Annotated in this window: 21 protein-coding genes; 13 read left to right on the top strand and 8 right to left on the bottom strand. The window is 42.6% G+C overall.

The features are described from left to right. The first annotated feature begins 8 nt into the window (after positions 1 to 8). The 7 genes from O6P32_RS08590 to O6P32_RS08560 all read left to right on the top strand — a co-directional run bounded on the left by O6P32_RS08590 (position 9) and on the right by O6P32_RS08560 (position 6,971). Positions 9 to 1,328: a DUF4876 domain-containing protein gene (locus tag O6P32_RS08590; RefSeq protein ID WP_269878020.1), complete on the top strand. Its 1,320-nt coding sequence runs from the start codon at positions 9 to 11 to the stop codon at positions 1,326 to 1,328. Positions 1,329 to 1,356: 28 nt separating this feature from the next. Next, complete coding sequence (locus O6P32_RS08585) at positions 1,357 to 2,961, top strand: DUF6850 family outer membrane beta-barrel protein (RefSeq protein ID WP_269878019.1); 1,605 nt, start codon at positions 1,357 to 1,359, stop codon at positions 2,959 to 2,961. A gap of 78 nt (positions 2,962 to 3,039) precedes the next feature. Beyond that, on the top strand, positions 3,040 to 3,918 hold the full coding sequence (locus tag O6P32_RS08580) for an ABC transporter ATP-binding protein (RefSeq protein ID WP_269878018.1): 879 nt from the start codon (positions 3,040 to 3,042) through the stop codon (positions 3,916 to 3,918). Between the two features lie 5 nt (positions 3,919 to 3,923). After that, a complete protein-coding gene (locus O6P32_RS08575; protein ID WP_269878016.1) occupies positions 3,924 to 4,598 on the top strand; it encodes a hypothetical protein in 675 nt (224 codons plus the stop codon). Positions 4,599 to 4,631: 33 nt separating this feature from the next. Further along, positions 4,632 to 5,864, top strand: coding sequence for a DUF4857 domain-containing protein (locus tag O6P32_RS08570; RefSeq protein ID WP_269878014.1), 1,233 nt, complete (start codon positions 4,632 to 4,634; stop codon positions 5,862 to 5,864). 29 nt (positions 5,865 to 5,893) lie between these two features. Beyond that, on the top strand, positions 5,894 to 6,439 hold the full coding sequence (locus O6P32_RS08565; protein ID WP_178267225.1) for a hypothetical protein: 546 nt from the start codon (positions 5,894 to 5,896) through the stop codon (positions 6,437 to 6,439). Further along, a complete protein-coding gene (locus O6P32_RS08560) occupies positions 6,420 to 6,971 on the top strand; it encodes a PepSY-associated TM helix domain-containing protein (protein WP_178267224.1) in 552 nt (183 codons plus the stop codon). The genes O6P32_RS08565 and O6P32_RS08560 overlap by 20 nt, the downstream gene beginning before the upstream one ends. 71 nt (positions 6,972 to 7,042) lie before the next feature. Here the strand turns inward: O6P32_RS08560 and O6P32_RS08555 are convergent, their stop codons facing one another. The 4 genes from O6P32_RS08555 to O6P32_RS08540 all read right to left on the bottom strand — a co-directional run bounded on the left by O6P32_RS08555 (position 7,043) and on the right by O6P32_RS08540 (position 12,097). Then, on the bottom strand, positions 7,043 to 9,196 hold the full coding sequence (locus O6P32_RS08555; protein ID WP_269878012.1) for a DUF5722 domain-containing protein: 2,154 nt from the start codon (positions 9,194 to 9,196) through the stop codon (positions 7,043 to 7,045). A 59-nt stretch (positions 9,197 to 9,255) separates the two neighbouring features. Continuing rightward, positions 9,256 to 10,944, bottom strand: coding sequence for a DUF5722 domain-containing protein (locus tag O6P32_RS08550; protein WP_269878011.1), 1,689 nt, complete (start codon positions 10,942 to 10,944; stop codon positions 9,256 to 9,258). Positions 10,945 to 11,219: 275 nt separating this feature from the next. Continuing rightward, complete coding sequence (locus O6P32_RS08545) at positions 11,220 to 11,822, bottom strand: lysine exporter LysO family protein (protein ID WP_178266969.1); 603 nt, start codon at positions 11,820 to 11,822, stop codon at positions 11,220 to 11,222. Continuing rightward, positions 11,819 to 12,097 carry a LysO family transporter gene (locus O6P32_RS08540; RefSeq protein ID WP_269878010.1) on the bottom strand — a complete coding sequence of 93 codons (279 nt, stop codon included), beginning with the start codon at positions 12,095 to 12,097 and terminating at the stop codon, positions 11,819 to 11,821. The genes O6P32_RS08545 and O6P32_RS08540 overlap by 4 nt, the downstream gene beginning before the upstream one ends. 350 nt (positions 12,098 to 12,447) lie before the next feature. Here O6P32_RS08540 and O6P32_RS08535 point away from each other — a divergent pair, with 350 nt between their 5' ends. From O6P32_RS08535 to O6P32_RS08510, 6 genes are all read left to right on the top strand, one after another. Next, complete coding sequence (locus O6P32_RS08535; RefSeq protein ID WP_269878009.1) at positions 12,448 to 14,304, top strand: coiled-coil domain-containing protein; 1,857 nt, start codon at positions 12,448 to 12,450, stop codon at positions 14,302 to 14,304. A 130-nt stretch (positions 14,305 to 14,434) separates the two neighbouring features. After that, a complete protein-coding gene (locus O6P32_RS08530) occupies positions 14,435 to 15,427 on the top strand; it encodes a quinone-dependent dihydroorotate dehydrogenase (protein WP_269878008.1) in 993 nt (330 codons plus the stop codon). 516 nt (positions 15,428 to 15,943) lie between these two features. Continuing rightward, positions 15,944 to 17,104 carry a TraB/GumN family protein gene (locus tag O6P32_RS08525; RefSeq protein ID WP_269878006.1) on the top strand — a complete coding sequence of 387 codons (1,161 nt, stop codon included), beginning with the start codon at positions 15,944 to 15,946 and terminating at the stop codon, positions 17,102 to 17,104. A gap of 348 nt (positions 17,105 to 17,452) precedes the next feature. After that, entirely contained in the window at positions 17,453 to 18,055 is a 603-nt protein-coding gene (locus O6P32_RS08520) for a ribonuclease HII (RefSeq protein WP_178266974.1), read from the top strand. Positions 18,056 to 18,244: 189 nt separating this feature from the next. Then, positions 18,245 to 19,759, top strand: a complete 1,515-nt coding sequence (gene gpmI, locus O6P32_RS08515; RefSeq protein ID WP_178266975.1) for a 2,3-bisphosphoglycerate-independent phosphoglycerate mutase — start codon at positions 18,245 to 18,247, stop codon at positions 19,757 to 19,759. A gap of 226 nt (positions 19,760 to 19,985) precedes the next feature. After that, entirely contained in the window at positions 19,986 to 20,567 is a 582-nt protein-coding gene (locus tag O6P32_RS08510) for a DUF3109 family protein (protein WP_178266976.1), read from the top strand. 128 nt (positions 20,568 to 20,695) lie between these two features. Here the strand turns inward: O6P32_RS08510 and O6P32_RS08505 are convergent, their stop codons facing one another. The 4 genes from O6P32_RS08505 to O6P32_RS08490 form a co-directional block, all read right to left on the bottom strand. Then, on the bottom strand, positions 20,696 to 22,027 hold the full coding sequence (locus O6P32_RS08505) for a FimB/Mfa2 family fimbrial subunit (protein WP_269878005.1): 1,332 nt from the start codon (positions 22,025 to 22,027) through the stop codon (positions 20,696 to 20,698). A gap of 94 nt (positions 22,028 to 22,121) precedes the next feature. After that, the gene (locus O6P32_RS08500; protein WP_269878003.1) at positions 22,122 to 23,336 is read right to left on the bottom strand and encodes a THUMP-like domain-containing protein; all 1,215 of its coding nucleotides are present in this window, start codon (positions 23,334 to 23,336) and stop codon (positions 22,122 to 22,124) included. A 173-nt stretch (positions 23,337 to 23,509) separates the two neighbouring features. Then, the gene (locus O6P32_RS08495; protein ID WP_002558131.1) at positions 23,510 to 23,731 is read right to left on the bottom strand and encodes a DUF2795 domain-containing protein; all 222 of its coding nucleotides are present in this window, start codon (positions 23,729 to 23,731) and stop codon (positions 23,510 to 23,512) included. Positions 23,732 to 23,796: 65 nt separating this feature from the next. After that, positions 23,797 to 24,366, bottom strand: coding sequence for a cob(I)yrinic acid a,c-diamide adenosyltransferase (locus tag O6P32_RS08490; RefSeq protein ID WP_269877934.1), 570 nt, complete (start codon positions 24,364 to 24,366; stop codon positions 23,797 to 23,799). Positions 24,367 to 24,577: the final 211 nt, after the last annotated feature.

Here is a 24,577-nt window from a genome sequence, read left to right as displayed (position 1 = left end):
AAAGCAATATGAAAAAGAATCTCTATCTCTTGTGCTGCCTGATTCTGGCAGCAGTAAGCTTCGCTTGCAGCGACGACCACAATGAAAACGGATACCAGACCACCGAACTGATAGTAAAACTTGAGTATCCGGAAAGCAGCATTACTCCAGCAGAAAACGTCGTAGTTACGCTGAGAAACTCCGTGAACAACACCGAATACGACGCCAAGACCAATACCAGCGGAGAGGCTGTCTTCCAGATTCCTTCCGGAACCTACGAAGCATCGGCTACCGAAACCCGGGTAGACGGAACCGATGTAGTGGTCTTCAACGGAGTAAACTCCAATGTAGTGGTCGGCAACCAGCCACTCAGCATCACGTTGAAACTGGTGGCATCGAACAGCGGCTCGGTCATCATCAAGGAACTTTACATCGGAGGCTGTCCGGATGATGAAGGAGGCGCAGGCTTCAACTTCGACCAGTCGGTGGTGCTTTACAACAACTCGCCTGTCACAGTCGATATCAGCGACCTCGCCTTTGCCATGGTCAATCCTTACAATGCCACTTCGGCAAACAAGGACTATGTAAACGGAGAACTTTTCTACAAAAACGAAGGATGGACTCCGGCAGGAATGGCTGTATGGCATTTCAACACACAGGTAGAACTGGAATCAGGTAAACAGATTGTAGTCAACATGTGCGGAGCCATCGACAACACCGTCACTTATTCCCAGTCTGTCAACTATGCAAACCCCGACTACTATTGCTTCTACGATCCGTCTTCAGGACTGAGCAATACCAAATACTATCCGGCTCCCTCTTCTGCCATTCCTACTTCACACTACCTCAGTGCAATGGTCTACGGATTAGGCAATGCATGGCCGCTGAGTCAGGTTTCTCCGGCTTTCTTCCTTTTCCGTCCCGAAGGAACAACCCTACAGGCTTTTGTCGACGACCCCAATACAACAAACAACTACGGCGGAAGTCAGGTGATGGGTAGAAAGAAAGTACCCAATGAATGGATTGTAGACGGTATCGAAGTCTTCAAAGCCGGAGAGTCGGGTGCACTGAAACGTCTGACAGAAGCCGTAGATGCCGGATACATTGAAACTACTGGCAGAATGGGATATACCCTTTACCGCAATGTAGACAAGGCAGCTACCGAAGCCATTGCCGGAAATAAAGACAAGCTGGTCTACCAGTACAGCGGAGGTACAGAAGGCAGTACAGACCCCAGTGGTATCGATGCCGAAGCATCTCTCAAAAACGGAGCCCGCATCATTTATCAGGATACCAACAACTCAAGCAAAGACTTCCACCAGCGTGCCAAGTCGTCGTTGAGAAACTAATCTTCCAACCGAGGAATACGATTTATACATGAGAAAAAAATTTCATTACCTGTTACTTGGGATAGGTGGGGCTTATAGCCTCACCTGTTCTGACATATACGCTGCCGAGCCTCATCAACTGGCAGACTTTGCCACATCCGTGCATCAGGAAACCACGACAGCCGGACACAACCCGGCGTTTCTCACCGTCTTGTCCCTACCTGCACATTTGTCATATCTGCAAGTCTCCGCCCACATTGGCCAAGGCTCGTTTTACAACTACCAGCAAAGCAAGCACCATACCCAGGGAGGTATTCACACCGAATCGTATTACCGTCTGAACCGGAACATCACCCTCTACGGAGCCATGGGCTACCTCCAATCTAAAGGGAAAGATATGGAAGGAACCGCCTTCATCAATCCGTCTGCTCCTTTCCACATTGTAGAAGCCGGCTCTTCCAACAAGGGGGACAAGAAGATGGAGACTTATCATCTGCAGGGAGGAATAGGCTGGAAGGCACTTCCCCAACTCAGCATCGGAGCTTCCATAGACTATACCGCAGCCAATTATGCCAAATACAAAGACCTGCGCCATAAAAATACACTGATGGACATGCAGGTAGCTGCCGGTATCAACTGGCAGATAAACCAGGCATGGGCTGTCGGACTCTCGTACCACTATCACCGCAACAATGAGGCCATAGAGTTTGCCACCTACGGCAACAAGGATATCCAGTATTATTCCCTCATCAGTTACGGCAATTTCTACGGACTGAAAGAAGCCTTCGGCGAAAGCGGCTATACCGCAAGCCGTACCCCACTGTTCACCGAATGGCACGGTCTTTCCCTGCAGGGTTTGTGGTACCTCTCTCCCCGCCTGCAATGGTTCAGCGAAGTATTCTTCCATTCTCCCAAGGGCAGGTTCGGCAAAGGTACTTCCACCTCAGTCACCTTTACCACCCACGAAGGTACGGATAAAGGATACAACGGACGTTTGTCTTACCGGAAAGGCAATTGCACCCACATTATAGATGGTGGTATAAGCTGTCATAATCTGAAAAATTACGAGAACTCGTACAAAGAATCTACAGACGAGTCGAACGTCACCCAAATCATTTACTACGGCAGCAATGAAGTAATGGACCGCAAGGAATGGAAAGGCAAACTGGACTATACACTTTATGCAGGCCGGGCAGGTCGGAATCCGAAATGGATTACCGGTATCCGAACCTCGTTTTATGCACGGAATACCACCACTTCCGTATATCCTTATTACCGCAAGCAAGACCTTCATCAGATAGAAGCTATAGCCCATGCCGCACGAAGCATCCCACACCGTAAAGGAGTATATACCCTACGCCTGCAAGCCGGATACGGCACAGGAGGAGGTACCCTGAAAGAAGACGGCCTCTATACTACTCCGGGCAGCAACCAGCAGGCACCCTTCAGCAGAGAAGATCTTCTGCTTCAAGAGTTCGAATATTATACAGCGCCAAGGAGCCTTGCAGGAACCAGCCTGCGCTACGAATATGCCTGGAGCGAAAAGCTGGAACTGTATGGAGAAGTGTCTTATCAGTACACGCGTGCATACCGTACCACACAGACCGGAACAGACCGGCATGATATCGGCTTGCACATCGGATGCCGGTTCTGACGCGTAAGAATACCAACAAATGGGGATGGCGCAGCATTTCCCAATGCACTATTTTTGCAACACTTTTAAACGAACGACATGGATAAAATCATTGAATGCGATAAAATCACACATTATTACGGCAACAGGCTTATTTACAAAGACCTGAGTTTTGAAGTAGAAAAAGGCAAGGTATTAGGTTTATTGGGTAAAAACGGAACCGGGAAAACTACCATTATCAACATCCTGAACGGCTATCTGAAGCCTCGGAGCGGTGTATGCCGGCTTTTTGGCGAAGAAATGGAACACCTCACCCCACAGACCAAAGCACGTATCGGTCTGCTGCTCGAAGGCCACGTACAGCATACCTATTTCAATGTAGGCCAGATTGAGCGTTTCTACAGCGGCTTCTTTCCCAAATGGAACCGCGATGCCTACTACGAACTGCTGAAAAAGCTACAGGTACTCCCCTCCCAAAAACTAAGTACCATGTCTTGCGGACAACGCTCACAGGTGGCTTTAGGACTGCTGTTTGCACAAGATCCGGAGTTGCTTATTCTCGACGACTTCTCCATGGGGCTCGACCCGGGATACCGCCGTCTGTTTGTAGAATATCTGAAAGAATATGCTTCGGCAGAAAACAAGACTGTATTCCTCACCTCCCACATTATTCAGGACATGGAACTGCTGATAGACGACTGTATGATTATGGACTACGGACGTCTGCTTCTGCACAAACCCGTAAAGGAAATCATGGAAGGATTCCGCCGTTTCCGTTTCGCTTCTTCTGCCGATATCCGCTTCGGACAAGACGAAGGCATCTGGAATTGCGAACGCATAGGAAACAACTGGGAACTGTATTCCTTCCTCCCTACAGCAGAAGTCGCTCATAAGCTGAAACAATACGGAATAGAACAGTTTAAAGAAGAAAATCTCTCTTTGGAAGACGCATTTATTGGTTTAACAGGTAAATATTGAATCGTATGAATTTATTTTATGCATTAGGATACAAAGAATGGATAAAGACACGCCGCATTATCGGTGTACTGGTGCTGCTCTTTGCCGCTGTGCTGACCTACACATTTATTGAAATCACATACAGTCTTCGTCTCGAAGGAGCAGTCCATACCTGGTACAGCCACATTTATCAAGGTGTTTCTGTAGCTCCCTGGTTTGCCAGCCTCACACTACTGGCCGGACTGGTTCTTGCGCTGACACAGTTTGTACCGGAGATGACCAACAAACGGCTGAAGCTCACCCTGCATCTTCCTGCCCACGAAATCCGTATCATGAGCAGCATGCTGCTGTACGGTCTGTGCGCTCTCTTGCTCCTTTTCTTCCTTTTCGAGGTTGTGCTTGTAGGTATCGGAAGCCTTTATCTGCCGGCCGGTGTATTGCGCCAGCTGGGCTGGCAACTGCTTCCATGGAGCATGGCAGGTATTGCCGTGTATGGTTTCACTGCATGGGTATGCATCGAACCACAATGGAAACAGCGTATATGGAATGCGCTGACAGGGACAGCAGGTATCGCCATGCTCTACGTATCTCAATATCCCGGTGTATACGCACACTTTCTTGCCGAAAGTATTGCAATCGCCTTTTTGGCCCTTCTTTTTCCGCTTTACTCTTGCGCGCGTTTCAAGAACGGCATCCAGTAATCTCTCTTCCCGTACACTAAAAACAAGGACGAAATGAAATACAAGAATCTTATATTTATCGCGATTGTCGCTTTTACCACACTGGTAGGAAGCTGGGTTATCCCTTCATTGGCTCAAAAAATGACCGACGAATCGAAAGGATACCCGCTCATGTACTATAGTGCTCGTCTGAAGGAACTCTGCATGATAGACTTCCGCACCCATCCGGACTTCTTCTCCGACATTAAAGGAAACCGGTATGCCCGTGCCGACTACGACTCTCTGCTGCCGCTGCTCAATGCCCGCCAGCTGATGCTGGACGGCACTATGCCCGACTCCATCGACGGTCATGCCATAGACATGAAAACATTACGCATGACACAAGTCATGTTCCGTTACCGTCCGCAAGACATGCAGATGCCTCAGCCTCCTATGGGCGTACTTTTCGAAGCGATGCCCAAACGCGGCAAACTGACCTTGCCCGGCGACTATTTTACTCTGACAGACCGGATTACTTTCACCGATGCAGAGACCAATACCACAGACGAAAAGAAGAGCAAGCGCTTTCAGGAAGAAATGCAGAAAAAAGGATTTGCCTTTCCGGCACAAGGCTATTGGGGAAATCCTTCTACCCGCAAGCCTTACGAAGAAGGTTATTTCTGTCTGGATGCCCACGGAGAACTCTTTCACTTAAAGATGGTAAACGGACGTCCTTTCGTGAAAAATACCCACCTCAGCGACTCGCTGGATATACGCTGGTTTGTCATGAGCGAAGTATCCGACAAACGGTTCTACGGCTTTGTTTTCGGTCGTGAGGGTGAAGTGGGAATCATAGAAAGTACAGCAGAAGGCGGCTATTTCTTCCGCCGTCTCGACATACGTCCTTTCTGTCCGGAAAAAGACCAGCTCACCATCTTAGGCAATCTTCTCTACTGGACCGTATCTGTTACCGACAGTCAAGGGATGGATACATATGGATTGGATACGGAAACCTTGTCTTGCCTCTCCTCTTATTACCAGCCTGTCAAACAAGTCATGTGGGACAGTGTTTCGGAGTGGCTCTTTCCCTTCCGCCTTTCCCTGCAAAGCGAAGAGAATGCCTTTATCAACCTCTATTGGCATACCGGAACCTGGAAAGCTTTTCCACTGAATGCACTTCTGGCGCTTTCTGCACTGCTTCTCTTCCGACGCACCTCTCCTGCCCGACGCGGACTCTGTGCCGGATGGGTATTGCTGACCGGTATCCCGGGATGGGTAGCCTTACTGATTATGAAAAAAGAAAACTGAATGTATAAATCAATAAAAAACAAACAAGTATGAAAAAGTATGTATATTTATTAGTAGCCATTTTAGGACTGAACCTCACCGCTTGCGGCAACGCCTCTAAAAAGAACAATGCAGACACAGCCGACTCTACTGCCGTAACCGCCAGTCAGGCACAGTACGTAGAAGATATATTGGCAAAAGCAGAAGAGAATGTAGGAAAAGAAGTAAGCTTACGTGGTTTCATCACCCATACTTGCAAACATTCCGGAAGAAGATGTTTCGTAGCCGGTAAAGACCAGAAAACCTCTATCCGCGTAGAAGCCAAAGGAGAAATCGGCGGATTCAACCGCGAACTGATTGGCTCGGAAGTCATCATTAAAGGTATCTTGCGCGAAAACCGTCTGACCAAAGAATACATCGACCAGATGGAAGAAGCTATCAACGACAAAAAGGTGAAAGACGACGGCTCGGCAGAATCGTGCGATGCGGAAACCGCAAACATTGCCAACATGCGCAAATGGATGAAAGACAACCAAAAAGATTTTTATTCCATTTATTATATAGACGGAACGAACTATGAAGTGGTGGAAGAATAAAAGTTTTTCATACTGGTTGCGTGTAATCCATCGCGATTTGGGTTTCCTCATGGTAGGAGTCAGTCTGATTTATGGGGTATCGGGCATGCTGCTCAACCACATGAACGGGAAAGACCCTTCTTTTCAGACCACAGAAGCCACACTGACCTGGAAAGCCGGCATGGATAAGGAAGCACTGACCGAAACGTGGAATGCAACCGAAGGACTTCCTACCCTGAAACGTGTCTTCCCGGTAGACGAGGAAAACATCCGTCTGATGCTGGACGGCGGAGTAGGAATCTACAACTCCGGCAACGGTACACTGGATTATGAAGTACACAAGAAACGTCCCATTGTATACTGGTTCAACCGTCTTCATTACAACCGTGTGGAAGGATGGAACATCATGGGCGACTTTTTTGCAATTTCCCTCATTTTCTTTGCTCTTTCGGGGATGTGGATGGTAAAAGGGAAAAACGGTCTGAAAGGCAGAGGCAAATGGTATCTGCTGGTCGGAATCCTTATTCCGCTGGCCTATATACTGTTGAGCTAAGCCTCATCTTCGCTTCCCCCTAACAAAAAGAAGCTGTTTCAAATTTGAGACAGCTTCTTTTTGTTATGAAGTTAGTCGCTGACAGGTTGGATTATATTCCAGTCAGGAATACCAATAACCGGAAGATACTGTTTAAAATATTCTTCTTCTTCAGCAGTGCCGGCTTTTTGATACGTATGCCATACAGGTTTAGGCTGTCCGGCTTCAGGTTTCCCTGTTCCTTCCTGGAAGCGAAGTCCTAATAATACGGCTTCGGCCGGATTATCAAACCAGTTATGCCATTGAATACCTTCTATACCTTCAAGAGCTTTGATTTTTTTCCATCCATATGCGAATCCAGCTGCTTGCTTGATATTATCTTCTTCGCTGGAGGTAACGGGAGTTCCGGTTCCTGTTTCAGACAACCATATAGAACGGTTATGAACTCCTTGATATTTGTTGCTTTCTGTCAATACCCATTTGTTTAGTACCTCCAGATTTTTCAAGCTAACAAACTGAGTCTTCATACTGAATGTAGCATTTTTATCATTCCACACCTCAGGGTTTCCTAATTGTTCCGGATAACTGTGACATGCCGGTGCCCAGAAGAAATCTCCTTCAGCTTGGCTATATAAATTAAGCATATCCAGCATATCTGTAACTTGATACCATCCTCCTCCGGCAGCTTTCGTCCAACCGTGGGTGAAAGGAATATATACACGTGCATTTTGGTCGTATTGGTGCATGATATTATAGCACATGCGGATAGAACGTTGATAAGTTTCCATGAATGTAGCCACTTCCGGTTCTCCCATATTTACCCAGTTAATCGCTCCGTCTATTTCATTATGCATAATCCAGTGTGTGATACGCATTTCTTTAGTACTATATCGTTGTGCAAGAAAGTCTAATATGGCAGCATAATAGTCAGTCGATTCTATATTAGTCATATTAGGCATTGTATAAGTACCTTTGGCACTATAATCAGGATGCTGTAAAATAGAAGCAATGATAGGGTCTACTCCAGCTGTAGCTGCAGGATGGAATAACAAAATACCTGCTACTGCAACATTATATTTTGCTGCAATTTTCAAAGGAGCATCAAGGTTGCTCTCTAAAAAACTTTTGCTGAAATAATACGTCTTTCCATTGTATTGATGTTCTATATCATCTGTTTGCCTGGTGGAATGCATAAAAAGTACCGGACATACATTGATTGTAGCACTTGTTATTCCTAAATCCCGTATATCCGACTCCAGATAAGGAGAATTGATGATACCTCCCAGTCCTTTTTTCCCTGCGGGGTTAAGCGCTTCTATACTTCTGATAGGAGCAATTTTATCTGCGTAATGGGCATGCGATACCAATTCATCTTTTTCTGTTCCTTCTTTAAAGATAGCCCAACGCGACAAAAGACCATCATAAGTAAATCCGTTTATGATGCGTCGGCGGTCCACCGTTTGTGTAAAGGAAGCTTGAGTTAATGGTATTTTATAAGCTTCATCAATTTTGTCTGTTTTGAATAAGTCTACAAACGTTGGAATTTCAGCGAGGAAAAATGTTCCTTCTCCTGTGCAGTTTCCTGTAATTGTGATTTGGTCGGAAGATACATCGATATTAGTAATACGACAAGGATAATCTTTGGTCAGATAATCTTTGATAGCCTGTTCATATTTCGATTTTTCGTTCTCAGCATTATCCTCTTCTTCTTCCGCTTTTTTCTCTTCTTCGTTCATTGCGCGGAGTTTCATGTCTTTAATCTGCATTTTTGTACGGTCTGTACTTCCGATGTCAAGGCGCAGTTTTTCGTCAATGAATCCCCAGTTGAATTCTTTACGTTTCTTTTTTAGCCGGAGAGCATATGTGGCCCACTCGTCAGAGGATTTAATGATTCCGAAGCTGGATGAACGGGCTGGTTCTATGTTACCTGTTTCATCAATAAAAAATATTTCATAATTATCGATGTCTTCGGTTAGCGTATAGGTAAACTCCAGAACACAACACTCTTCCGGTGCATCTGACTCGAGTTTATTGATGAAAAAATAAGGGTCTGTATTTCCTGTCTTACCGGTAATTGTATAAATGCTGTCTTCGGATACTGATAAATTCAACTGACTATCCTGTTGGGTGTTGATACTAAGCGTTACCGGTGGTACTTGTGGCTCTTCAATAGAAGGTACATCTGGAAAATTTTCATGGTCCTTACAGGAAGGGAGTAATAGAAGCAATAATAATATATTTGCCATACTCCATAGTTTACATCTCTTTGTTCTAGTCATAAGTTTTGTGTATAAAGGGTTAATATTCAAAAAGGTTCAATAATATTCCAATTGGGGATACCTATCACGTTTAGCAAAGGAGCAAATGCTTCATCTTCTTTTTCTGTTCCTGCTTGTCTGTACAATTCCCATACGGGTTTAGTTTCCCCATTGTTTTTATCAGGATATTTACGCAGTCCGAGCATGGCACCCTCTCCGTCGCCTTCGTTGTCGAGCCAGTTGTGCCATTGAAGTCCGTCTATTCCTTCCAATCCGTTCAATTTTTTCCATGCATAGGCAAATCCGGCTGCTTGTTCCTGAAGATCCTCATCCGAGTAGCTACGTGAATTAATTCCTGCCTCCGACAGCCATATCGAACGCTTCTTTGTTCCTAAATACATATTTTCTTTTGTCAGTGCCCATCGGTTTAATACTTCTAAGTTTTTAAAAGTAAGAAACTGTGTGTTTATGGAAAGAGTGGCTAACGGGTCTTCCCAAGAGCGTGGGTTCAGTAAATCGTACGGATAGCTGTGATAAGCCAATCCCCACAGAAAATCACCTTCTACCTGGCTGTATTGTGTCAACAATTCGATAATGTCTTGGGCGCTGTTCCAGTTGGGTTGACAGGGGGATGCCCATGAATGTGTGAATGAAGCAAGTACCTCGCTGTGCATATCGTATTGACGAGTGATATTATAACACAAGCGGAGTGATTTCATATAAGCATCGGTGAATACAACTACCGGCTTATTACCCATATTGGTCCATTGCACGGAAGCATCTACTTCATTATGTAAAATCCAGTGTGTAATACGTCCATATTTATTGTCTGTTCTACAATATCGAGAAGCAAGATAATTGATGATGGCTGCATAGGTATTTACAGCTTCCGGTGTAGTCATGTTGGGCATCGTATATATACCTCCGTTATTGTCAGGATGTTGCATTAGCTTTCCAAAACTAGGGTCGGAGCAGTTCTCAGCCCGTTCGAATAAGATAATAGCTGCAACCGATATCTTTTTTTCTGCTGTCAGAGTCAAGATCTTATCAAGTGTTTCTCTTAAATAAGATTCATTTACATAATAAGTTTTACCTGAATATTCATAAGGTGTATCTCCTCCCATTTGCTGTAAATGAAAGAAATGACTTACCACTACATTGACGGTGGCACTGCTGATGTCTAATTTATCTATATCAGATACAAACTGATTGTAGAAAAGTCCTCCAATCCCCTTTTTATTACGTAGTTTTAAAAGTTCAAGTGTTTGTGCTGCATAAATCTTATCTGGGTAATGTGCGGCCGAAACAATTTCGTCTTTAGTTTCTCCTTTGGCAAATAATGCCCATTTGGATAATATCCGGTCGTGTTTAATACCGTCTTTTTCATAAAAACGATCGAGCTTTACGGTAAAGTTACTTTCGTTGATAGGTACGGAAAATTTGAATCGGTCAAGAGCAACAACATCTTCATACGGACAAACTTCACCTAAGTAGACAGGAGTAGAATCAGAGGATGTATAACCTTTGATGATTACAAATTTATCTGTAATTTCTATGTTGGATATTTGGCAAGGGTAGGATGTGGATAGATAAGTTTTTAACTGGTTTTCAAATTGAATATCTTTTTCTGGGTAAATAGCAGATTGTTCTTTGGGGATGTCGTCGTTGCAGGCTGTTGTAATTAAAAATATGCTGCAAAAGAATAAGGTAGAAAGTCTTTTTACATTTAGCTCCATTGGATAAAGTTTAGTTTAGTAATTTTTCCTATTGTTAAAATGAGAAGAGTGGGGAAATACTGCATCTCATTTTTTCATGAAAAGAAAATAAATGTATAGGAAACGTATAAAAATAATACAAAAAAGAAGAAAACTTTATCTGGTGAAAATAATATGAAAACAAAAAGAGGCTGTCCCAAATAAACTTTGAACTATTCCCCTAAAGTCGTATGTATAGCTTTTGAGGACAGTTTCTTATGAGACAGTCTCTTTTTCCAGCCTATCCTGCAAGTGGTCTACATCGAACAAAAGAAAGTAACCAGAAACGGTACACTGAAATCGACCACAAAACCATGGAATACCGATACAATTACAAATTCCTGTCCGGCACAACGGGTAATAATAGGCAGTGTGGTATCCATGGTAGTCGCCCCACCCGATGAAATAGGAGCCAAATTGCCAAACCAGCGCACCAGTAAAGGAGCACACAGCAAAGTGATAATTTCCCGTGAAATATTGGAAAGCAAGGCAATGGTGCCTAACTCTGCTCCCCTGTACTCCGTAATAAAAATACTCGAAAGAGAATAATATCCAAAGCCGGAACCTACTGCCATACAGTCGGTCAGGCTCCGGTGAGGCAACAACAGACTGACTGCTGCCGCTCCAGCCAATGTTCCCAATATTGTCATCAGCGGAAGGAAAACCAGACGAGGATTCAGGGCACAGAAATTACGTATGGTCTGCGGATCGTTGCCTATACTTAAGCCCACACTGAACATCAGAGCACACAACGCATAAAAACTCAAGTTGCTCTGTTGAAAAGATGCAGGAATCCAGCCACACATACCGGCTATTGTACCCAGTACAAAAAAGCCGACAATAATCAGACTTCCTTTCATTGCTCTGCCCCCTTTCTTCCATAGAGTACCTTCCACAGTCCCCATGCGCAAACACAACTTCCCAATACACAAGCCAGGGTAATCACTACAGCCTCTACTCCCAAAGTATGCAGATTTTCCATAATACGGCGATTCCCGCCTACTTCTGTCCCTAACAAAAACAGCAACAGCCAGATCAGTGCCGTAATAACCCGATGCACTCCCGTCATCCGCTGTTTCCTCAAGAGGAAGCCCAATGCAATCCCCCCTATCATGATACTAATCACTGTAAACATGCCTTCTACCGATTCGTTTAAACTGAAATGCAAAGATAGAAGAATAAAACGAGAGTTACGCTGCTCTACTTTATAAGTTACCGCCAGTCCTTACAGGTAAAAACTCCAGTACTCACCCGATAGTACTGGAATTTTTTCATGGAAAAAGTACAGTACCGATTAGAAAGGAGTATTTAAAGTAAAAGCAGGAGTAAAATACGGTACAAACAATAAAGAGATAAATCTACATTATTTGCTTTACACCCCACCTGTCACATCTTCCTGCAAAATGAAAGAAAAGACCTTCCCTTTTCAGACAAAATGCTCCCTGTCTATCCTATTTTTTCTAATTTTGCTGCAAAAATCGTAAAATGAGAAAGATAACCCACTATATTCTGTACATCCTGATTGCTTGTACAGCCCTTTTGAATATCCAATGCAGCGGAAACGGCAAGGAGAAAACTCCGCTTCCGGAACTGGTTCATGCGGAGTCCGTGATGTTTGATCACCCGGACAGTGCGCTTCATATCCTGGAGGATATGCCGATGCCTTCAGCACGCTGGGATAAGGAGAACCATGCGCTGTGGTGTCTGCTGGTGACACAGGCAAAAGTAAAACAGCTGATGAAAATATCCTCTGATTCCCTCGTGAGAATAGCATACGATTATTACAAGCCAACAAACAATGCCCGTAGAAAGGCTATGTCGGCTTTATATATGGGAGGCGTGAATTATAATCTTGGTAATATTGAAGAGTCTATCAGATTTTATTTAGAGGCCAAGACTGAAATGGAGAAGACCAATGATTATAAATTGGGCTATCTGGTTATGTCAGGATTAGGAAGAATATATTTATATCGTAATCTTATTGAGTATGCGTTTGAAGCTTGTCAAAGTGCATATAATTATTCTGTTAAAGATTCGAATTTGCGCTATCAGATGGTTTCTTTACAATATTTAGCAAGATGTTATTGCTTATTGAATAATTTGGATAAAGCTGAACAGGTATATGAACAAAGTGCAGAGCTGGCTTTAGAATTAAAGAATAATGATTTTTATGCTGTTGTACAGCAAGAATTGGCTTTGGTTTATATTGCTCAAAAAAGATTTTATGAATCTCTTGAGGTAGTACAAACATTACAACCTTCTTTTCAAACCTATTTGTTGCGAGGACAAATATATTTATGTCTGTCTAAGGCAGATTCAGCTTTATATTATTTAAAAAAATCATTAAGAACCGATAACGTATATACGAAACGTTCTGTCTATAAAACGTTGTATCAGTTATCTTGTGATTCAGAATTTAATATATACATGAAAGAGTTTTGCGATTCACTTCTTTTCTATACCGACTCTGTCATGTCCTTAGACAAAGGCAAAGAAATTATCGCCTACAAAGAGAAGTACGACCACCAGAAACTCATTACCGAACAGCAGCGTCTGAAGCTGGAAAAGGCAGATGCACAGCGTTTGTTGTTTATCATCACAATATGCCTGATAGTGGTTATAGCTGTCGTAGCATACCTCTATCAGAAACGGCTTGTGAGAAAGGAAACCACCATCCGCAAACAGTCGGAACAGCTACAGGACTACATGCTTCAACTGCACGAATACGAGACACGGCTCATGCAGAACAACCGCTACATGGAGGAACTGAAGGAACAGCTGTCCGGTCAGGAAATGAACTCTGAAGAACTGCATGAATACCGTGAACAGATAGACAGCCTTCAGGTTGAGAACAGCAGGCTGTCTGAAAAGATAAACTCTCTTCAACATCATATTAACGACTATTCTTCCAAACTGGATAAGGCCAGACGGGAGGCAGATAAGTTCCGCAACTTATCGGAAGAAAATCTCTACCTGAAGCAGCGTGAACGTGTGCTTGCCGACTATGTGGCAGACAACGACAGACTGGTGAAGGAACTGAGAGAGAAATGCCGAGTGCTGGAGAACAAGGAATGGGAGGCATTAGAAGATGTGTGCGAAAGTGTATACGGCAATTTTGTAACCCGCCTGCAGAGTTTCTGCCCTACACTGACGAAGCAGGAGCTTCATCTGTGCGTGCTCATCCGCCTACGTTTCGGCAATGCCCAATTGGCAACTATTTTTGCAGTATCACCTGCTTCCATCTCACAAAAAAAATTCCGGCTGAAAAAGCACATCAGCGAATCACTTAAAAACGGACTCCCGGAAGAAATGACACTCGACAGATGGATAACAGAGTTCTGAACAGACTGTTTATCAGCCTCATCAGGCAGAAAATGTCATCATCACTTCACGTAATAGGTGATAACTTTTTTTATGAAATCTTCTCAATATTATATTATACATTTGCACAAAGAAATCAATTCAAAAGCTTATGTATAAATCAATCTTTCGTCCTTTACTCTTCCAGATCGACGCGGAAGACATTCACAACAAAATCGTTAAATCACTTCAATTTTATCGTCATCTCACTCCGGTAAGAAAGATTGTCAGATCATCATGTCACACCGAAACAGCCGGATGGAAATGGAAAAATCTCACTTTCAAAAATCGCGTCGGATTATCAGCCGGGTTTGATAAAGCAGCCAACTGCTTTGATGAACTTAGTGATTTGGGCTTCGGTTTTATAGAAGTAGGTACCGTAACACCGAAAGAAGTAAAAGGAAATCCATGCCCACGCATATTCCGCTTACCTAAAGATCAGGCTCTTATTTCACGAACCGGATTTAATAACCCCGGGAAGACTGTATTCTTACAAAACCTAAAAAGGAAACAATCCGGGAAATATATTCTGGGTATTAATATCAATACCAACCATCCGGACAATACAGAGCAGGCAATGACAGATATCTTAGATTTATACCATACATTCGACAGATATGCCGATTATTACACCATAAACTGGGGAAGTATTGCTCCGGAAATCTTAGGACCGATACTTTCTACTCTATTACAAGATAAACAAGCATACAAGAAGCCGGTTTTCCTGAAATTGCCAGCCGATCTTGCTCTTGAGAAAGTAGACGACATTATCAGCTTTACCATCCAACATCATATCGACGGCTTTATTGCATGTGGCCCCAGTCAGGACCGTTCCTTGTTCACCCATTCAACCCAAACTGAGATAAAGAATATAGGTGCAGGAGGTATCAGCGGATTGCCGGTTTTACAGAAATCGACAAGAATAGTAAAATACCTGTCTGAACATGCTCCCAAAGAGATGTTGATAATCGGTGCCGGTGGTATCATAACTCCTTCGGATGCGCAAGCCATGCTGAAGGCAGGAGCTCATCTGGTACAGATTTATTCTGCATTTATTTATGAAGGTCCCTACATTGTAAAACAAATTGCCAAGGCTTGCAGATAAGATATTTCCATTCTGTCAAGAAGGCTATATAGTCAATCGGATGAAAATCATTTCATCGGAGATTTGACACCGAACCAACGGATAATAGCGCACTAAAAATGAAATTGTAGAGAGACTGTGGCTGTGATCTATCCTATAAACCACGGATAATCAAAGCAGTAGCAGCAAATGGCAAGAACTGGTTTGTAGAGGTGATTTTTTATCTTGTTCAAATAATTCATTCTATTTTTGCGAATGAAAAACATAGGTTTGAGCTACAGCAGGGGCATCACACGTCCTTCGTACGATATGCTGAGAAGCAATACATCTTATAATTACCAAAGCCGACCAAAGAATTTCATGAATATACGAACACTACAGACATTTATATTATAAGTTACTGATAATAAGTCTCTATTTATAATATAAATAAAAGAATATATTTCTGATTATAAACACTATATTTGCGATATTAGTAGAGTTTTGTTGAAAAATGCAAAATATAAGAATTAATACATAACTATAAATCAATATGATATGAATATAAGAATGAGAAGTATTACGATTAAAAAATGTCTTATCATGTTACTTTTGATAATCTCAAGTAACATTTCTATTGCGCAAGATTGTCTTGACACAGAATCTTATTATCAATACATTAAAAATAACGGACAACCACATTTGGAATATGTACTTGATAAAATACGTTCACATTCAGTCGTTGCATTAGGGGAAGATCATTGGATAGATGTACATCCTCAATTCTTGTGCGATTTGATAACTGCTTCGGCACAGGATTCAACGGCAAATATTGATGCAGTTGCAGTTGAGTTTGGTTCCGAAAGATATCAGTATCTCGCTGATAGCTTGATAAAATCCCCTGTTTACAGAGAAGATCTAGTCTTTAAGATATTGCAATATACACCTGATGATCTGGGGAATCCATATAAAGAATATGCAGATGTTTTCAAATCTGTATGGGAAAACAACCAAAAGAAACCTGAGAATTTCCGAACACGTATCCTTTTAGTGGACCCGGCATATATACAAGATTATTTTGATGGCAAAGACTATGTATATACGGGCTCACGGGATGATAATATGTTTGATATCATAAGAAACTATATCATTAAACGCTCGCACATTGTTTTTTATGCTGGAGCATCACATACCTTGGCACGTATAAATGGTACACGTCAAGGCGATTACTACTACAATTGGCCTTCAGCCGGCTTTTTACTTAAAAGTTGTTACCCGCAAGATGTATTCATCATTAATTTATGGGGTGGTCAAATGGGAAGCAAAGGCTATATAGAAAATAATCAGACACGGTGGAATCTTATAGCTGACGGTGTAATAGATAAAGCATTTCAGAAAAATGGCAATAAACCTGTTGGATTTGATTTAAAAGATGATTTCCCTCTATTAAGAACAGAAACATATTTTGCTAATCCTACAATAAAACTGTCAAATTATGGGGAGAAAGGTTCACCTTACGCTAAAGAGCAAAAACTTAGTGATATATGCGATGGCATTGTATTTATTAAACCTGTATCAGAATTTAATGGAATTCAACTTATAAATATTTATGATAATGAATTTATTGAGAAGGCAAATAAACGTACTAAAGGTTCTTGTAAAACAGCAGAAGATATATTGAAAACTGTAAAGGAATGGCATCCTATTCTGCAATTTTAATGCAACTAATATAATAATGAAGCCTCCGGATGGGTAACTTTCCGGAGGCTTCGTACATCTCTATCGGCAAAGAAATTTAGAAAACCTTGCAGAAAAGCCTCGGTATCACCTTTCATACATCCTTCACAAAACTCATAATCTCAAAAGAGGGGTTTCCCGTGTTCAAATGCACATAGAAGAGAAGCAGGAATTTGGTAAAACCGCCCTCAATCTCAAGACAACTAAACTCTTTCCAAACTCCTATTCACAGGAGCAGTCAATAACTTATTCATAACTTCCCGTTATATCCGACCTCTCTTCCGGAGAAAAGACGTACCTTTGCAGCCCGAAATTAAAAAGCGACGAACGATGCTGCTACCTTATTTACATCCTGAACTGATAGAAGCTGGCTGTGATGAAGCCGGAAGAGGTTGTCTGGCCGGAGCTGTGTATGCAGCAGCCGTGATTCTGCCTCATGATTTTCACAACGAACTGCTGAACGATTCCAAACAGCTGAGTGAAAAGCAACGCTATGCACTGCGCGAAGTGATAGAAAAAGAAGCTGTAGCATGGGCTGTGGGGGTAGTTACTCCTGAAGAAATTGATAAAATAAACATTCTGAATGCATCGTTTCTTGCCATGCACCGAGCTATAGACGGACTGAAAGTACGCCCGCAACATTTGCTGATAGATGGAAACCGTTTCAACAAGTATCAGGATTTGCCTCATACTACGATTGTAAAAGGAGATGGAAAATATCTGTCGATTGCAGCGGCTTCGATTCTGGCAAAAACATACAGGGACGACTACATGAAAGAGCTGCACGAAGCTTATCCGCAATACGACTGGAAAGGCAACAAGGGGTATCCTACTCCCAAACATCGGGCAGCCATTGCGCAATATGGCATTACGCCTTATCACCGCAAGACTTTCAACCTGCTGGGCAACGAACAACTTTCTTTTGACTTCTGATTTCTCTGTTTTATTCACAATACAGAGAGTTATTCACAGCACCTGTTAATAACTTTGCAGTTATGAACAGGCTTGCCTTGTTTTCAACAAGGATAAAATTCCTAAAAAATGCACTTAAGCACAAGATATTTTGTATTTTTGCATGTTGTAAAGCATAGAAATATTAACTCTTAAAATACAAATAACAGTATGGCTAAAAAAGCGCTTTTAATGATTCTTGATGGTTGGGGATGTGGCGACCGTCAGAAAGACGATGTAATCTTCAACACCCCGACTCCGTATTGGGACAGTCTGTTGGCTAACTACCCTCATTCTCAGTTGCAGGCAAGTGGTGAAAACGTAGGTTTGCCTGACGGACAGATGGGTAACTCTGAAGTAGGCCACCTGAATATCGGTGCCGGACGTATCGTATATCAGGACTTGGTAAAAATCAACCGCGCTTGTGCAGACGGAAGCATCCTTCAGAACAAGGAAGTGGTAGCTGCATTCTCTTATGCAAAAGAAAACGGAAAGAACATCCACTTCATGGGATTGACTTCAAACGGTGGTGTACACTCTTCTTTGGACCATCTGTTCAAATTGTGCGATATCGCTAAGGAATACGGACTTGAAAATACATTTATCCACTGCTTCATGGACGGTCGTGATACAGACCCGAAGAGCGGTAAAGGATTTATCGAACAGCTTTCTGCTCACTGCGCACAGTCTGCAGGAAAAATCGCTTCTATCGTAGGACGTTTCTACGCTATGGACCGCGACAAACGTTGGGAACGCGTAAAAGAAGCTTACGACTTGCTGGTAAACGGTACAGGTAAGAAAGCTACTGATATGGTTCAGGCTATGCAGGAATCATACGATGAAGGAGTTACTGACGAGTTCATCAAACCGATTGTAAATGCAAACTTCGACGGTACTATCAAAGAAGGTGATGTAGTAATCTTCTTCAACTACCGTAACGACCGTGCAAAAGAATTGACTATTGTTCTGACTCAGCAGGATATGCCGGAAAACGGTATGAAGACTATACCGGGCTTACAGTTCTACTGTATGACTCCGTACGATGCATCATTTACAGGTGTACACATCTTGTTCCCGAAAGAAAACGTACAGAATACTTTGGGAGAATATCTGGCTGCAAACGGAAAGACTCAGTTGCACATTGCAGAAACTGAAAAATATGCACACGTTACTTTCTTCTTCAACGGTGGACGTGAAACTCCGTACGATAACGAAGACCGTATCCTGGTACCAAGTCCGAAAGTTGCTACTTACGACTTGAAACCGGAAATGAGTGCATACGAAGTAAAAGACAAACTGGTAGAAGCTATCAACACTCAGAAATATGACTTCATCGTAGTAAACTATGCAAACGGTGACATGGTAGGACATACCGGTATCTACGAAGCAATCGAAAAGGCTGTTGTAGCAATCGACAACTGTGTGAAAGATACAGTAGAAGCTGCAAAAGCTAACGATTATGAAGTAATCATCATTGCAGACCACGGTAATGCAGATCATGCATTGAACGAAGACGGTACTCCAAACACTGCTCACTCACTGAATCCGGTTCCGTTTGTATACGTAACTGCAAACAAGGATGCAAAGGTAGAAAACGGTGTATTGGCCGATGTAGCTCCTTCTATCCTGCACATCCTGGGTATGGCTCAGCCTGCAGAAATGTCTGGTAAGGACTTGATTAAATAAGATATACATCTCTAATAGAAGACAGCGTGTCTGTATTCCGGCATCACTCCGGACAGACACGCTGTTCTTTTTTTATGTCATTATCTTTCTTTATACAAAGAACGGACAGACACTCACCAAATCTCTACACCCACCACTTAGAGAAAAGTGAAATGAAGAATCTGATAGCAGCATAGGGATAGATGGGAGTTATTTCGTATCTTTGCACGGATAAAAAGAAATCAGTATGGTACAAATAGACGATGTAGTAGTAAGCCTGGATGTATTCCGCGAAAAGTTTCTTTGCAATCTGGATGCCTGCAAAGGAGAATGCTGTATAGAAGGAGATGCCGGAGCTCCGGTAGAACTGGAAGAAGTAGCACAGCTGGAAGAAGTACTTCCGATTATCTGGGAAGAACTGTCGCCCGAAGCACGTGAAGTGATTGACCGGCAAGGGGTGGTATATACAGACCAGGACGGCGATCTGGTAACTTCTATTGTAAATGGAAAAGACTGCGTATTTACATGTTACGACGAGAAGGGATATTGCTATTGTGCCATAGAGAAAGCTTACAGAGAAGGACGATGCAATTTCTACAAGCCTATTTCCTGCCATTTATATCCCATTCGTGTGGGAAACTACGGACCTTACAAGGCTGTGAATTATCACCGCTGGGATGTATGTAAAGCTGCTGTCCTGCTTGGAAAGAAAGAAAATCTGCCAGTCTACAAGTTCTTGAAAGAACCGCTGATACGAAAGTTTGGAGAGGTATGGTACAAGGAACTGGAAAGTGTAGCAGACGAACTAAAAAAACAGCATATTATTTAATTACATAAACATTGATTCTCTCAAACGTATTGAAGCATCCTCGTATGTATCTTTTCGGATACAATCGGGATGCTTCAATGTTTTTATCTAATACTGAATACCAACTGTTCTACCTGAAAAAGCAACTATTATTCTTTTCGTAAACGTACTTCTTTCACCGGACGCAGATAATATTTGGGAGTGGCTCCGGCATCGAGTACACGCTTGTTGTAAAAACAGAAAGTAGATTTTCCTTCATTGCACAAATAGCGGGCTCCATCTGTATAATAGAATCCATCCAAACCTTCGGCCACCAGAAACTTGTTCAGTTCTTCCATCGTAAAGCTGTAGAACTGGTCACGAAAAGCTTCTGCCTCATCTTTGGAAAAGACTCTCCAACCTTGTATACCATCTACATCGTAAGCAGACAATATGCTCTCCGTACCCGATGCAACGGTATAATACTGGTCGGGGGCAATCAGAAAAGCCTCCACTTCCTTCGATGAAATGGTCTCTACCTTCCAGACATAGAAAGGCCCCCATACAGCATCGGCTTGCGGTAATGTATTCACAGAAATGACTTCATCGTCATCGCCTTCCCCTCCGGAAGGATTGCCTCCTCCCCCTTCACCCCCTCCTTCATCGGGCTGGATTTCATCGAAACCAAATTCAATATCCACTCCCGGATGCCAGCCCTCTATCTGAAATTCGCCGTCAAGAGAAACCCCATCGCTATAATTTCCCGTAAAATGATAAGGGTATCCAGGCTTAAGGCTGGCATTATACGTATAGCTGTACACTTCATCTTTATCGGGCATACGTACCGTCACAGACAAATGGGTCTGTGTATCCTTACAAGGAAATACATAAACTGCATCCGACTTCCATACATGCCCTTCTTTGCGACAGGAAATGACACTGGATTCAGAATCGTTTTTGTAATTTCCGATAAAAGAGACCGATGAACTGACCGGTGATACGGCTACTTGCACGGCTTTAGCTTCTTCGGGTACAAGATTGAATGAGAAATGCAAAGCAGATACCATATAAGAAAGAGTAAGATTGACTAAGGTTGACTGATTTAAACTGACACGTGCCTGTCCCATCTGAAGCGGAAGAGTACAGCGGTTCTCATTTTTCAGACGGATGTAACTATCCGGAATCACTTCAAAGGGAAAGGCAAAATCGTCGGATGATAAAGCAGAGAATACCGATACCGTATATTTTCCCTGGGGAAGAGAAGCAGAGAAACCGGCATAAGCCGATGCTATACTTTCCCGAAGTACACAGTTATTTGCCCCATCGAACACATAAACCGATAACGGATAATGCAATTTTGAATTATTCTCACTCTGCCAGTTCAATTGCAAAGTACAAGTAGTATTCACCTCTCCTCCCTCTGAATCCAGTTCTTCCTCCGGTTTATATTCCCCACAAGAGGCCAAGAACATAAACAAACCAAATATTTGAAATAGTTTCATAATGAATATGTTTTATCGCTATAAAACATATCTTTTACACTATTCTGTACTTTTATACAGTACTTTTTTCCAGAAAGGTTGATTTTTATCACTTTCAGGCTTCCTCTTGCCCTACCTTACGACATTTTACAAGAACTTTCTGCCCATCTCCCAGCGTTGTGGCAAACAAATAGATTTCTCCTCCTTCTTTTATTTTCAGTTTCTTCCGCAGGTCTGCTACCGAAGAAGGGAAATTACGCACTGTAAGATTAGCCTTCTCTACTCCTTCCAAGAATGTTTTCAACTCTTTTTTCCCGAAACCGGATATTCCTACCACTTTAAAACAACGTCCCGGAAAATCGACGAACTGAGAAGAAGTATACAGATGACTATTGGAATGCAGCTTTTTTACCCCATAAGCCGATGCAAGCAAACGGAAAGGAGAAGCCTTCAGCAATGCAGCTCCCGGCTCATACAAATAGGTTTCCACTTGCTCCGATATAGGACAAATCGCTCTTTTCTCCTGCTCGTAGGAAAAACTGAAATGCTGCGACGGTGCATGAGAAAAAAGTTGCACACAATGAATCTGTACCTCGCTTGTTTCTTTCTTAACAGAAGCAGCTTCTTTCCGGAGAATCAGCAACAACTCCTTGCACTCGTTCTGAAGCGAAATGACATGAATCTCCCGAATATACTTCAAATCGCGCAAGGCAGAAGCAATATCCAGCATAGGAGAAAGCTTTATCAGTACCGTTTTCCCTTTTTCTACCAATAAAGGCTCAAGCGCACACACATCCGGTTCGCAATCTGTAATGGCTACAGTCTTTCCTCCATTCTTATCGCGACGTGCCGGATCGAGAAAAAGACAGTCTACAGGCTCCATCTTTGCCAGAAAATCAATACCGTCGGCATGATTTACACGGATATGATTCAACCCCAACAAAGGGAAATTATGCGTCGCCAACTCACACAGTCCTTCTTGACGCTCCACATAGTCAGCCTGTGCAAAGTTTCGGGAAATATAAGCACAGTCCACTCCGAATCCGGCTGTAAGGTCTGCAAAAGAATCCCCCCGAACCAGCGATGCCTTATAAAGAGCGGTCTGTTCCGACGAACACTGCTCCATAGACAGATGGCCCGGATAATATATCCCCTCTACACTTCCCCATGAAGGTAACTTCTTCTCCGCAATTTGCCGGGCTGCAATCTGTATTACAGCCTCAGCCATATCGACCAAAGGATATTTCTTACCCTGAAGTGCCAGATTACGCACATCATCCTCACGATGTTCTTGTATGAAACGCCATGTTTCGGGAGATAAAGTTTTCATTTACCGATTTTAGAAAAGAGAATACATAGATAAATACCACAAGGGAACATAGTTAAGAAAAGGATAAAGACAGACAAACAGTCCTAAAAAACAAGAAGGTAAAGCTCCCACAACATGATTGAGCCTTACCTTCTCTATCTCCTTTGCCTTCTTTAACCACTCAACAGGCAGAATCAATATTCTTCCTCGTTGAAAAAGAAATCTTCTTTGCTGGGATAGTCAGGCCAAATATCTTCAATACTTTCGTATATTTCGCCTTCGTCTTCCATTTCCTGCAAGTTTTCAATTACTTCCAATGGAGCGCCCGAACGCATCGCATAATCAATCAATTCATCTTTTGTTGCCGGCCACGGAGCATCTTCCAGCTTAGAGGCTAATTCCAATGTCCAATACATAGCATTTCCTGTTTTTTAAATGTTTGACTCTTTTTTATTGTCGCACAAAAGTATAACAAATTCTTTCATATGCAAGTTTTATCCCAATAAATTTCATCATGATGTGTTAATTGATTTAACTTTCGAGATAAAATAAACAGATAATCGGACAATCTGTTGACAAATTGTTTCACTTCGGCATCTATCACGCATCCTTCTTCTGCCTCAAGTGCCAATATTCTGCGTTCTGCACGCCGGCATACCGTACGGCATACATGACACACGGAAGCTTCCTTCGATCCTCCCGGCAATACAAACTCAGTAAGTTTAGGCAGAGAAGCATCTATCTTGTCAATAGCCACTTCAAGTTTCCGTACTGTTTCTTCCGAAATACGGCTTTCTATGCGCAGTTCGGTCTGCGACTGATCGGTAGCCAGATAAGCTCCTACAGAAAATAATTTATGTTGTATGTATTGTAACAGAGTCCGGTTCTCTTCGTCATCCATCATAGTTATCAACATCCCGAGATGCGCACTCAGTTCATCGATTGTGCCATATGCCTCTAGTCTTATATGAGTCTTTGACACACGCACACCTCCGACCAATGAAGTCGTACCTTTATCGCCTGTACGGGTATAAATCAAACTTTTTTTCATAATACTAAGGTTACTTATTTATTATGCTAAATACTTACTCTGCAAATTTAGGAAAATAAAGGAGAGTACAAAATTGTCATTTTATGGATTTACACTCCATTCAAACTTTTTATAACAAGCGTCAAACAAATTCTGAGCTATTCTTATAGCTGACTGATAAGTTCTCTTAAATATAAAGACATGAATATTTCTCAGAAAAAATCAGAGAATG

It is taken from the genome of Phocaeicola acetigenes (genome assembly GCF_027529745.1).
GTDB lineage: Bacteria > Bacteroidota > Bacteroidia > Bacteroidales > Bacteroidaceae > Phocaeicola > Phocaeicola acetigenes.
Note: the sequence above shows the minus strand (reverse complement) of the source record. Positions and strands in the feature narration are given on the sequence as shown.